Origin of the sequence: Sutcliffiella horikoshii, assembly GCF_044809035.1 — a bacterium.
GTDB lineage: Bacteria > Bacillota > Bacilli > Bacillales > Bacillaceae_I > Sutcliffiella_A > Sutcliffiella_A horikoshii_G.
The window spans coordinates 2,021,665-2,033,808 of sequence record NZ_CP085237.1; the positions used below are offsets into that span (position 1 = coordinate 2,021,665).

The following is a 12,144-nucleotide window of genomic DNA, read 5'->3' on the forward strand; positions in this document are numbered from 1 at the left end:
TATATTGATTGATCAAAAAGAAGAATTACTTATAAGGGAACTTCAACAAGGCAAGGACGAAAAACATTTATTAAAATGGTTGTGTGAACCAAAAGTGTTGGAGTTCTATGAAGGGCGAGATAAAACATTTAATTTTGAAGATATCATAAGTAAATTCTTTAATAGAAATGATGAAGTATCTAGGTGTATGGTAGTCTATCAAGGAAAAAACATTGGATATATTCAATATTATCCAATCAACAAGGATTCTAGTACACTTGCAGATTACTATGAAATGAAGAAGGTTTATGGCTTAGACCAGTTTATAGGGGATACCGAATACTGGAACAAGGGGATAGGAACCCTGCATATTTCATCCATGGTTAGTTACCTACTGAATCAAAGAGGGGCCAACCGGCTAGTCATGGATCCAATGATATTCAATGGAAGGGCCATCAAATGCTATGAAAAAACTGGTTTTAAAAAGAAAAGAGTATTACCTAAGCATATACTACATGAAGGGAAATATAGAGATTGTTGGCTGATGGAGCTTACTATTTAAATTACATAAAGAACAATCTCTATAGGTTAATCCATAATATCACCTAAATTGCTATAGCCCTAAGAGTAATTACAAGATAAAACATAAAGGGGTATAAAGTTACGATTATCCCTATTGTCTTGAACCTATTTTTAAATTTTAAGAGATTGCCCATCTTTTATTCTGAAAATTAAATTATTTATCTTTTTGAAACCTTAACCTATTTTTTATCGTATTATTATCGTCTAATAAATTTTTCAAGTTGAATGGAGGAGTAGGGATGTCTTTTTTTAACAAGGCATTGGCTAGTGTAGGGTTTGGAGCTGCAAAGGTAGATACTAAATTGACAGAATCAAGTTTTGTATCTGGTGAGGAAATAAAGGGTATTGTAGAAATCACTGGAGGTTCTGTCGAACAGCAAATTGATGAAATTCACTTAACTTTATTAACAAATTATATAAAAGAATCGAATGATACGAAGGTACACAAACAGGCTGTTCTAGAAAAAAAGAAAGTTGTCGATTCATTTGTGATCGGTGTAAATGAAAAGAAAGAAATCCCTTTTACATTAACACTTCCACATGATACACCTGTAAGTATGGGCAACACGAAAGTATGGTTACAAACTGGATTAGATATTAAAAATGCAGTAGATCCTTCTGATAAAGATATTGTCCAAGTTAAACCATCTCCACTAATTTCGACAATCATAAGTGCTGCGGAGCAATTAGGTTTTCGTTTAAGGAAAGTAGAGTGTGAGGCAGCGCCATACAAATGGAAAAATCATTTTCCGTTTGTACAAGAGTTTGAGTTTGTTCCAACATCAGGACCATTTAGAGGGAAACTGGATGAAATCGAAATGATTTTCTCTAACAATAATGGAAATTCAGTAGAACTGATTCTCCAAGTAGATCGCAAGGTTAGAGGACTTGGTAGTTTTCTATCAGAAGCATTGGAAATGGATGAGACATTTATCAAAATGCGTGTAACGAATCAGGATCTTCCGGGCTTTAAACAGCAATTAGAAAGTACCATTCGCCGTTATTGCTAAGAATATATTATTGATGAAGGCATCCTATCTAGGATGTCTTTCTTACATGAAAAAAGTTGTGATTTCAATCAATATAAATTAAACTAAAAATTCATTCAATTTCATAAGGAGCGTGTCGAAATGACTAAACTAGGATTTATCCGTCATGGTAGTACTGCCTGGAATAAGGAACGAAGAGCACAAGGGAGTACTAATATTCCACTTGATCAAGATGGGATTAGGGATGCAGAAAGTTTAGCAGATAGAATAAAGAACGAAGAATGGGATGTTATCTACTCTAGTGACCTATTAAGAGCAATGCAAACTGCTGAAATTGTGGCAAGGAACCTGCAAGTAGAAGAGGTGTATTTAGACTCTAGACTCCAAGAAGTAAATGGTGGTCAAATTGAAGGTACGACAGAACCGGAAAGAATTGAGAGATGGGGAGAGGATTGGCGAAATCTGGACTTGGGGATAGAACCAAGAGAAATAGTAATAAAACGAGCCCTTTCATTTATTGAAGAAGTAACAGAAAAACATAAGGATCAAAATGTACTAGTGGTAAGTCACGGGTCCTATATAAGACATATTTTAAGAGAATTGGTGAAAGACCTTAAGGTGGAAGATCACCTTGAGAATACCTCTGTTTCCACTGTCAAAGTTCGGGAAGGACTGTGGGAATGCGAATTATATAATTGCACGAAACATCTTAAAGGCAGGTAGAATCTCTAAATAACCATCTGATTGGAAAGTCTTGCTAAAATAGTGCTTTCTTTTGTATAATAAGAATATATGTTCGCATACCGTAAAAGGAGGCATATTTCTTGCTGCAAACTGAAAAAGATTTACTGAATCTCATTAAATCGGATGAATGGATGATGGAGATATTGAGAGCGGCAAAATCCCTTAACCTCCCTGATTGGTGGATATGTGCTGGGTTTGTCAGAACAAAAGTCTGGGATACATTACACAGGTATACTAATAGAACGCCATTGCCTGACATCGATGTTATTTATTTTGATAATAATGATGTATGTGAAGAAAAGGAAAAGCAGCTTGAAAGAAGATTACTACAACTATACCCCTCTGCACCTTGGTCGGTTAAGAACCAGGCAAGAATGCACGTCATTAATCATTTGCCTCCATATGCAGATTCAACCGAAGCAATGTCTAATTTTCCAGAAACGGCCACGGCAATAGGAGTTAAATTAGACCAAGACAATCAATTGCAATTAGTTGCTCCTTGCGGTATTCAAGATCTTTTAAACTTAGTGGTGAAACCCACACCTCTCTATAAAAAATCAACAGAGCATACCAGTATTTATGAAAAACGCTTGAAACAGAAAAACTGGCAGGCATTGTGGCCGAATATCACTATATTACATGTGGAAGGTGTAAATTCATGACAGGAATGCTTCATCATATAGAATTGTACGTGTCGGACTTAAAGAAAACGAGAGAATTCTGGGGATGGCTGCTTGAAGAACTTGGGTATGAGTCCTATCAAGAGTGGAAAAGCGGTCAGAGTTGGAAAATAGAAAATACATATATCGTGTTTGTTCAAGCTGAAGAAAGATTTTTGGATGTTCCTTATCATCGATGCAGGGTTGGCCTTAACCATCTTGCTTTTCATGCAGCATCACGGGGACAGGTTGACAAATTAAGTGAAAAACTAATGTCTCGAGGAGTAAAAATGCTTTATGCTGACAAACATCCATATGCTGGCGGGGAAAACTATTATGCTGCGTTTTTTGAAGACCCTGACCGGATAAAAGTAGAGCTTGTGGCTCCTTCAGAATAATGGATTTAAAAGGAGAAAATAAAGGTAGCATTGAAACCATATAAAAAAGCATTCGAGAAAAACTCGAATGCTTTAAGATACCTTCTTCTTTTTTAAATTTAACCATGTGATTTTTGGCTCTGTTCTCTTGATAATTCTACCGATATTTGCCCGATGTTTAAAAATGACAAATGCTGTTAGCAATGACACAGCTATAATAAGCGGAAGATCTCCAAAAGCAATGCTGTAAATGGTGGTAACAACTCCGGTCAGTATAGAAGATAGAGAGACATATTTCGTCAAAAACAAGAAAAGAAAAAAGCAGAATAACATTAAGCCGAACAATAGCGGACTAGCGAACAATAGAACTCCACCTGAGGTTGCTACTGCTTTCCCGCCACGGAACTTTGCAAATATCGGATAAACATGTCCGACAACGGCACAGGCACCTGCAAGAAGCGGATGAATGTCAGCACCAAGCAAGAATGGCAAAGAGGCAGCCAGTGTCCCTTTTAAAATGTCACAGATTGTTACAATCATACCAGCTTTGACGCCCAATGTTCGAAATGTGTTGGTACCCCCAAGGTTTCCGCTTCCATGTTCACGAATGTCAATTCCATAGCCTACTTTTCCCACTACAAGTGCGAAAGGAATGGAACCGATGAGGTATGCAAGTATAATAATTAGTAGTTCAGTCATTCATTAAACCCCTTTATGTAATAATCCCTATCTTTAATATATGTTAAATTTAACAGGAAGCAAAGGGTTTATTGCAAGTTATGGCGAAATTTTTATGAGTAAGTACTAATATCAGGTTGTTAGAAGTTGTTAAAACTAGCTTAAACGGGTATAACAGTAACAATTAACTTAAAAAACAGTAAAGGGGAATAAAAGATGAACATGGAGATACCTAGCAGAGAAGAAATCGGTAAGATATTGAAAAAGAGCAAGCGAATTGCAGTAGTCGGATTGTCTGATAACCCTGCACGTACATCCTATATGGTTTCAAAAGCGATGCAAGATGCAGGCTATGAGATTATACCTGTTAATCCTACTGTAAAAGAAGTACTTGGCGTGAAGGCTGTTCCAACCTTAAAAGATGTGAAAGGCCATATAGATATCGTCAATGTTTTCCGTCGCTCTGAGCATTTATATGGAGTGGCAGAGGAGTTTTTACAAATAGATGCAGACGTTTACTGGGCACAACTTGGGCTAGCTGATGAAAAAACCTATGAACTATTGAAAGAAAAGGGCTATACTGTCATTATGGATCGTTGCATTAAAGTGGAACACGCTTTAACCAAATAGGTCAGACTCGTCCTTGTTTTTATAAGAAAACAAGGATTTTTATTCATTTTATGACAATTTACGCCAGATTATATTGGCTAAAGTCTAAGAACCCTATACAATAGAACATAGACAAGTTTCAAATGTATGATAATATATAAACGAATATTTGTTGTGGAGAAACAACAAATCCGTGTAGATAAAAGGAAATTCATACATAAAGTGATTTATTGGTAGTAGTAGTGAAAGGGGTATGTTTTTGGTGGCAAAAAATACGTTTGAATATAACGATGATGCGATACAGGTATTAGAAGGTCTCGAGGCTGTACGTAAACGTCCGGGTATGTATATTGGAAGTACGGACAGCAGAGGTCTTCATCACCTTGTATACGAAATCCTTGATAATTCCGTTGATGAAGCCTTAGGCGGTTACGGGGATCATATCATTGTGACGATACACAAAGATAACAGCATAAGCGTGAAGGATAAAGGCCGTGGTATGCCTACCGGAATGCATAAAATGGGAAAACCTACCCCCGAAGTAATTTTAACGGTATTACATGCAGGTGGAAAGTTTGGTCAAGGAGGATATAAAACAAGTGGAGGACTACATGGTGTAGGTGCCTCTGTTGTGAATGCTTTATCAGAATGGTTGACGGTTACGATTAAACGTGACGGTATTGTTTACGAGCAGCGTTTTGAAAACGGCGGTAAGCCAGTAACAACGCTTGAAAAGATTGGAACAACTAATCAAACAGGAACGACCATCCATTTTAAACCGGACACAACGATCTTTAGCACCACAACGTATAACTTTGAGACATTATGCGAACGTCTCCGTGAATCTGCCTTTTTATTAAAAGGGTTAAAAATAGAGCTGAATGATGAAAGAAATTCTGTTAAAGAGGTATTTCATTATGAAAGCGGCATAGAAGCATTTGTCACTTACCTTAATGAGGAAAAGGATTCGCTTCACAATGTCGTTTCTTTTGAAGGTGCCCAAAACGGAATTGAAATAGATTTTGCTTTTCAATTTAATGATGGATATTCAGAAACGATCTTGTCATTTGTTAATAACGTGAGAACAAAAGATGGCGGGACACACGAAGCGGGTGCCAAAACGGCAATGACCCGTATTTTTAACGAATACGCAAGAAAAGTGAATCTTCTAAAGGAAAAAGACAAAAATTTAGATGGTTCTGATATTCGAGAAGGATTATCTGCAATCATTTCCGTTCGTATTCCAGAGGAACTTTTGCAGTTTGAAGGTCAAACAAAAGGGAAACTTGGGACCAGTGAAGCCCGTTCTGCGGTGGATAGCGTGGTTTCAGAACATCTTGCCTACTTTTTAGAGGAAAATCCTGAAACTAGCTCAATGCTCGTCAAAAAATCCATTAAAGCTTTCCAAGCCAGAGAAGCGGCTCGAAAAGCAAGAGAAGACGCAAGGAGCGGCAAGAAGAGAAAACGATCTGATGCGATGCTTAGTGGGAAATTGACTCCAGCACAATCCCGCAACCCTCAGAAAAATGAAATTTATCTGGTGGAGGGTGACTCTGCGGGCGGTTCCGCTAAACAAGGCCGTGATCGCCGTTTCCAAGCAGTCTTGCCACTTCGAGGGAAAGTCATCAACACGGAAAAAGCAAAACTTGCAGATATCTTTAAAAATGAAGAAATCAATACGATCATCCATGCAATAGGCGGTGGAGTGGGACCGGACTTTTCAGTGGAAGACATTAACTATGATAAAGTGGTTATCATGACAGATGCAGATACAGACGGTGCACACATTCAGGTGCTTCTTCTTACGTTCTTTTATCGTTATATGAAGCCGCTTATTGAAGCTGGAAAAGTGTTTATCGCACTTCCTCCTCTATACAAAGTGAGCAAAGGAACCGGGAAGAAAGAAGTATTGGAATACGCATGGTCTGATGAGGAACTGAAAGGTGCTATCCAAAAGATTGGCCGTGGATATATTATTCAGCGTTATAAAGGTCTTGGCGAAATGAACGCAGATCAATTGTGGGAGACAACGATGAATCCGGATACTCGTACCCTCATTCGCGTTAGAATCGACGATGCAGCCCGTGCAGAACGCCGTGTGACCACACTTATGGGTGACAAAGTGGAACCAAGACGTAAATGGATTGAAAGCCATGTTGCCTTTGGATTGGAAGAAGATCCAAATATTTTAGAAAATGATAACTTGTTGGTCGCAACTGAGGAGGTATAACAGATGACACAGACAGAGAAATTTCACGACCTACCCCTAGAGGAAGTTTTAGGCGACCGATTTGGACGTTATAGTAAATACATTATCCAGGAGCGTGCATTACCAGATGCACGTGATGGACTTAAGCCAGTACAACGACGAATTTTATATGCCATGTACGCAGAGGGAAACGTGAATGATAAACCATTCCGTAAGTCTGCGAAAACAGTCGGTAACGTAATCGGTAACTACCATCCACATGGAGATTCCTCTGTGTATGATGCAATGGTCCGTATGAGTCAGGACTGGAAAGTTCGTAATATGCTTATCGAGATGCACGGAAACAATGGTAGCATCGATGGTGACCCACCAGCAGCAATGCGTTACACAGAAGCAAGATTATCACCGATCGCTTCTGAGCTTTTACGTGACCTTGATAAAAAAACAGTAGAATTTATCCCTAACTTCGATGATACCTCTCAGGAACCAGTAGTTCTTCCTGCCATGTATCCGAATCTTTTAGTGAATGGTTCTACAGGAATATCTGCCGGGTATGCAACAGACATTCCTCCGCATCATCTTGGAGAAGTAATAGATGCAACCATCATGCGCATTGACAATCCTTCGGTCACGGTAGACGAGCTGATGACCGTTGTCAAAGGACCGGATTTCCCTACTGGCGGTATTATTCAAGGGGTAGAAGGAATCAAGAAAGCCTACGAAACTGGTAAAGGCAAAATTATCGTTCGCGGGTTGGCTGAAGTCGAAGATATCCGTGGTGGAAAGCAGCAGATTGTTATCACAGAGGTTCCATATGAAGTAAACAAAGCTAATTTAGTTAAAAAAATCGATGAACTCCGATATGACAAAAAAGTGGACGGCATCTCAGAGGTGCGAGACGAAACCGACCGTACAGGTCTTCGTGTTGTGATTGAGCTTAAAAAAGAAGCAGATGCTAATGGTATCCTAAATTATTTATATAAAAATACCGATCTGCAAATCACTTTTAACTTCAACATGGTTGCCATCTATAAAAAACGCCCAACATTAATGGGATTACCTCACTTTTTAGATGCGTACATAGATCACCAGAAAGAAGTAATCTCTAATCGTTCACGTTTTGAGTTGAATAGGGCAAAAGAACGCCAGCATGTTGTAGAAGGCTTAATGAAGGCACTCTCTATCCTTGATGAGGTAATCGCTACAATCCGTGCTTCTAAAGACAAGCGTGACGCGAAAGATAACTTGATTGCCAAGTTTACTTTTACAGAACCTCAAGCAGAAGCCATCGTTTCCTTGCAGTTATACCGTTTGACTAATACCGATATCACGGCACTGCAGGCTGAAGCGGACGAACTTGCTAAAAAGGTTGCTGAGTTAGAAGCAATTTTAGCAAGTGAGAAAAAACTGTTTTCTGTAATTAAATCTGATTTAAAACGAGTAAAGAAACTTTATACAAATGATCGCCGCTCTAAAATCCAGGATCAGATTGAAGAACTCAAAATCAATCTTGAAGTGATGATACCTTCAGAAGATGTCATTGTGACGGTGACGAAAGATGGATATGTAAAGCGTACAAGTTTACGTTCCTACTCAGCATCCAATGGGCAGGATTTCGGTATGAAAGAAACCGACCGGATCATCTCTAAGCTGGATATCAATACAACACAAACATTACTTTTGTTCACTAACAAAGGAAACTATTTGTTCTTGCCTGTTCATGAACTACCAGATATCCGCTGGAAGGACATGGGCCAGCACGTCGCGAACATTGTCCCAATTGACCGTGATGAATCGATTATTAAATCAATACCAGTCAGCAATTTTGAGGACCCTAAATTCTTGTTGTTTGTAACGCGTAACGGAATGGTCAAGAAAACGGAACTGAGTGCTTACAAAGCCCAACGCTACTCTAAGCCATTAATGGCTGTAAACCTTAAAGGGGATGACAAGGTAGTGGATGTTCATCTAACAGACGGCACACAGGATATCTTCTTGGCAACGAGAAGCGGGTACGGATTGTGGTTTACTGAAGAGGAAATTAATGTTGTAGGTGCCCGTGCAGCTGGGGTGAAGGGCATAAATCTAAAAGATAATGATTATGTCATAAGCGGCGTGGTCTTTGAAAAAGAATCAAAAGCTATGTTGTTTATCGCCACGCATCGCGGTGCCGTAAAGAAATTGAAAATCACTGAGTTTGACAAAACAACACGTGCTAAACGTGGGCTAGTCATGCTGCGTGAAGTGAAAAATAACCCTCACCAAATAGCAGCAGTAGACCTTGTGGAACCTTCTAGTTTCATTTATATCCAAACGGAAAAAGGCACGGTGGAGAAACTAGCAGCCGCATCTTACCGTAACAATGACCGCTATTCAAACGGATCCTTTGTCCTCGATCAACAGGAGGCAGGAGATGTAGTGGAGATGTGGGTTGAGACGCAAGAGGAAGTAGCAAGTAAGGATAAATAACATAAAGTTAGTTAAGACCGTTTTTCTGCGTTAATTTTTTGCGTAGAAAGGCGGTTTTTGTATTTTATGTTGTTTAATTTAAGATTTGATTGGTCTTTGGGTAGGGTTTTAGGTTTACTATATTTATGTTATGTAAACTATATAAGCGTTTAAATGTAAATATGTAGAAGGTTTCAACTTTTAGGTAGAAGTGGACTTGGGAAATGTAGAAGTAAATTAGGGAAATGTAGAAAATCTCAATCTTAAGGTAGAAGGTGAAGAATAAAAGGTAGAACAGTTCAAAAATGACTAGCATATCTATTACAATGGTCTAATAATATAGTAGAGGAAAGAGAGGGGATGGAATATGAAACCGGTATTACTAGTTGTAGATGTACAAAAAGGATTTGATGATCCAGCATGGGGTCAACGCAATAACCCAGATGCAGAAGATAGAATGCTAGAACTTATGAAAGTGTGGAGACAAAAAGAGTTCCCTATCATTCACGTTCAACACGTATCTCAAGACCCAAATTCTAAACTTCATCCTAGTAACCCTGGATTTGCTTTAAAACCGGGATTTGAACCGCTGGAAGACGAATATTTTATTCGGAAAAATGTGAACAGTTGTTTTATCGGCACACAATTAGATAGCTATTTAAAGAAAAATGGCTTTCAAACACTGATTGTAATAGGTTTGACCTCCAATCATTGCATATCCACCACCGTAAGAATGGCTGGAAACCTCGGTTATAGAACGTATGTTTGTAGTGACGCAACTGCAGCATATGAGGCTGTTTCCTATGACGGATTGAAGCTATCAGCAGCAGAAGTGCATCGCCACGCTTTATCCGCATTACATCATGAATTTGCAGAGGTAATTACGACTAAGGAAGCAGTTAAATTGATACAACAGCAAACAATAAGTAATTAATAAAACAACGCCTTTGAAACGTGGCGTTGTTTTTCAGTAATGAGTCCGATCCATTTTTTTACTCCAGCTTTTAAAGGGTTGCAAGGAGTTAACTAATGGTAGATGAATAAGGGGAAATCTGAATAGACAGCGATAAGAGGACAATTCGAATAATCGATTGCTGTAATAATATTATGTAAACTTATTACGCAAAAAGAGATGCTTTAGTTTAAGAATAATAAATGATTCCAAGGAGACAATTGATTAAAATAATGAAATAGTCAAATCTGTATCAGACAGTAACACTTAAATTGATTTAAGAGTCAAGATTTAATACGAATGATTAAAATTTATTGGGAAAATACAAATTAGGTAAATTAGTAATTTAACTGTGGTATTTGATCAATTTTATTGGTTTCGTCTCACTATCATAAGTTTACTTTGTTTTTGATACAAAATAGCGTTTTTAAGTCGACTTCCTATAATTAGTATTATGTCTACCCCGAAAAATGATAAAGTTTAGAGGAGTATTAGGATACTCCTCTGCTGACGAGCGACACAAAAGTACAGACAAATGTGACACAAAAGTTTAGACAATATCCTTTATGACACAAAAGTCAGGAATTTTCACATATTGCTCCATTGAATTCCTGTTCAAATGATTTATTGAATTATGAGAACTTCTTATAAATATTAATCTTAGTTTATCCTTAGTTTGTTATGACACAAATCTAGAGACATATTGACACAAAAGCACAGATTATATTTGCGGTATCTCTTCAATGACATAAACTTCCTGATACTCTGGATGAATCAATACTCCAAAAAAAATATCGTCATTAAAAAAATCCCAATCACCGTAAATAATGTTTTCAAGAGTACTACTCTTACCTTTGGGTAATCGCCTTGATATCCGATTGTATTCAAAAATTAACGATTTAGTAAGTATCATTAATAGAAGGTTTTCTATATCTTTTTCAGATGTTTCCAGGAGCTTAAGTATCACATAAAGGTCATATAAGATCACATCATATAACTTCGCAGCAAATTTTGGTTGTTCATGTAGTATTGGGTACCTTGTCCTGCCGTTTTCAATGGAACGAAGATCTCGGGCCATATTAATATGCAATTTCCATATTAAATATGTTGTTAATCCTCTCGTATATTTTATTTCACTAAGTGAATTTCTCGAAATTAGTTTAACATTTCTTAATTCTTCAATAGACATTTTACTTTTTATATGTCGATTTATAGAACTAATTATTTTCTTTGAAGAATTGAAAATGTTGTCTAATCTCGTTTTTTTAATCCCTTTACCTTTTTCATATTTATAAGGAGTGATAGTAAACTTATTATCAGATTTTTGGTTTTCAACTAACTCAAACAACTCTAATGGTATGCTGCCAGTCAATCTAAAAATTTTCACTGATTTCCTAATTCTCAAATCAGATTCAAGCCACGATCTTACTTGTTTCATTGATAAATCAAAAGTATGTGTAGATACTAGTCCATTCATTAGCTTAGATATCTCAGAAGCAAATTCATATCCGCAGGAGCACAAATATAATGAATAATTTGGGATTACTCTTTTGTAGGGCTGCTGTTTATCACATGATGGACAACCACTAATTAATTCTACTGAGTGAAACGGACACTTTGATATAAGAGTAAATTGATGTAAGTAACTATGGTAACCAATTTTAATGCAAATTGGGCATACCCTTACTTTTGGGTAACAAAAATTGTTTAGTATTCTTCTCCCAAATATAGGGATTGAAAGATCCTCTTTGGCTTTTCTGTTTTCAATTGATTCCCCTAATATTTCCTCCCAAAATGGCGCCATACTTTTCTCGGTTATATTTGAAACTTGATTACAGAATTTGAACCTTTCAGAAATACTTAATAGTGATTCATATGGCTGTATCCAGCTTTTTTTCCAAGTGAACATAACATAATG

11 protein-coding genes are annotated in these 12,144 nt (G+C 37.4%); 9 read left to right on the forward strand and 2 right to left on the reverse strand.

What is annotated here, in order from left to right:
* The first annotated feature begins 4 nt into the window (after positions 1-4).
* The 5 genes from LG307_RS10535 (at position 5) to LG307_RS10555 (ending at position 3,351) form a co-directional block, all read left to right on the forward strand.
* Positions 5-541, forward strand: coding sequence for a GNAT family N-acetyltransferase (locus tag LG307_RS10535; RefSeq protein WP_404450209.1), 537 nt, complete (start codon positions 5-7; stop codon positions 539-541).
* Between the two features lie 259 nt (positions 542-800).
* Positions 801-1,571 (forward strand): sporulation protein, encoded by a 771-nt coding sequence (locus LG307_RS10540; RefSeq protein WP_404450210.1) that lies wholly within the window; start codon positions 801-803, stop codon positions 1,569-1,571.
* A gap of 120 nt (positions 1,572-1,691) precedes the next feature.
* Entirely contained in the window at positions 1,692-2,273 is a 582-nt protein-coding gene (locus LG307_RS10545; RefSeq protein WP_404450211.1) for a histidine phosphatase family protein, read from the forward strand.
* Between the two features lie 101 nt (positions 2,274-2,374).
* On the forward strand, positions 2,375-2,956 hold the full coding sequence (locus LG307_RS10550) for a nucleotidyltransferase family protein (RefSeq protein WP_404450212.1): 582 nt from the start codon (positions 2,375-2,377) through the stop codon (positions 2,954-2,956).
* Positions 2,953-3,351, forward strand: coding sequence for a VOC family protein (locus tag LG307_RS10555; RefSeq protein WP_404450213.1), 399 nt, complete (start codon positions 2,953-2,955; stop codon positions 3,349-3,351). Before LG307_RS10550 ends, LG307_RS10555 begins: the two co-directional genes overlap by 4 nt.
* Before the next feature lie 72 nt (positions 3,352-3,423).
* On the opposite strand, the gene plsY is transcribed toward LG307_RS10555, so the two are convergent.
* A complete protein-coding gene (gene plsY / locus LG307_RS10560) occupies positions 3,424-4,029 on the reverse strand; it encodes a glycerol-3-phosphate 1-O-acyltransferase PlsY (protein ID WP_404450214.1) in 606 nt (201 codons plus the stop codon).
* Between the two features lie 195 nt (positions 4,030-4,224).
* Between plsY and LG307_RS10565 the strand changes: the two genes are divergently transcribed.
* The 4 genes from LG307_RS10565 (at position 4,225) to LG307_RS10580 (ending at position 10,208) form a co-directional block, all read left to right on the forward strand.
* Complete coding sequence (locus LG307_RS10565) at positions 4,225-4,638, forward strand: CoA-binding protein (protein ID WP_404450215.1); 414 nt, start codon at positions 4,225-4,227, stop codon at positions 4,636-4,638.
* Positions 4,639-4,870: 232 nt separating this feature from the next.
* Complete coding sequence (gene parE, locus LG307_RS10570; RefSeq protein ID WP_223493458.1) at positions 4,871-6,847, forward strand: DNA topoisomerase IV subunit B; 1,977 nt, start codon at positions 4,871-4,873, stop codon at positions 6,845-6,847.
* Between the two features lie 3 nt (positions 6,848-6,850).
* Complete coding sequence (gene parC, locus LG307_RS10575) at positions 6,851-9,295, forward strand: DNA topoisomerase IV subunit A (RefSeq protein ID WP_404450216.1); 2,445 nt, start codon at positions 6,851-6,853, stop codon at positions 9,293-9,295.
* A 346-nt stretch (positions 9,296-9,641) separates the two neighbouring features.
* Positions 9,642-10,208, forward strand: a complete 567-nt coding sequence (locus LG307_RS10580) for a cysteine hydrolase family protein (protein ID WP_404450217.1) — start codon at positions 9,642-9,644, stop codon at positions 10,206-10,208.
* A 739-nt stretch (positions 10,209-10,947) separates the two neighbouring features.
* Here the strand turns inward: LG307_RS10580 and LG307_RS10585 are convergent.
* Positions 10,948-12,135: a hypothetical protein gene (locus LG307_RS10585; RefSeq protein ID WP_404450218.1), complete on the reverse strand. Its 1,188-nt coding sequence runs from the start codon at positions 12,133-12,135 to the stop codon at positions 10,948-10,950.
* Between the last annotated feature and the right edge of the window lie 9 nt (positions 12,136-12,144).

Coding starts and splice junctions, on each gene's coding strand:
- parE (WP_223493458.1), top strand. CDS start 4,871: ATGTTTTTGGTGGCAAAAAATACGTTTGAATATAACGATGATGCGATA.
- parC (WP_404450216.1), top strand. CDS start 6,851: ATGACACAGACAGAGAAATTTCACGACCTACCCCTAGAGGAAGTTTTA.
- plsY (WP_404450214.1), bottom strand. CDS start 4,029: ATGACTGAACTACTAATTATTATACTTGCATACCTCATCGGTTCCATT.
- LG307_RS10565 (WP_404450215.1), top strand. CDS start 4,225: ATGAACATGGAGATACCTAGCAGAGAAGAAATCGGTAAGATATTGAAA.
- LG307_RS10540 (WP_404450210.1), top strand. CDS start 801: ATGTCTTTTTTTAACAAGGCATTGGCTAGTGTAGGGTTTGGAGCTGCA.
- LG307_RS10555 (WP_404450213.1), top strand. CDS start 2,953: ATGACAGGAATGCTTCATCATATAGAATTGTACGTGTCGGACTTAAAG.
- LG307_RS10580 (WP_404450217.1), top strand. CDS start 9,642: ATGAAACCGGTATTACTAGTTGTAGATGTACAAAAAGGATTTGATGAT.
- LG307_RS10585 (WP_404450218.1), bottom strand. CDS start 12,135: ATGTTCACTTGGAAAAAAAGCTGGATACAGCCATATGAATCACTATTA.
- LG307_RS10545 (WP_404450211.1), top strand. CDS start 1,692: ATGACTAAACTAGGATTTATCCGTCATGGTAGTACTGCCTGGAATAAG.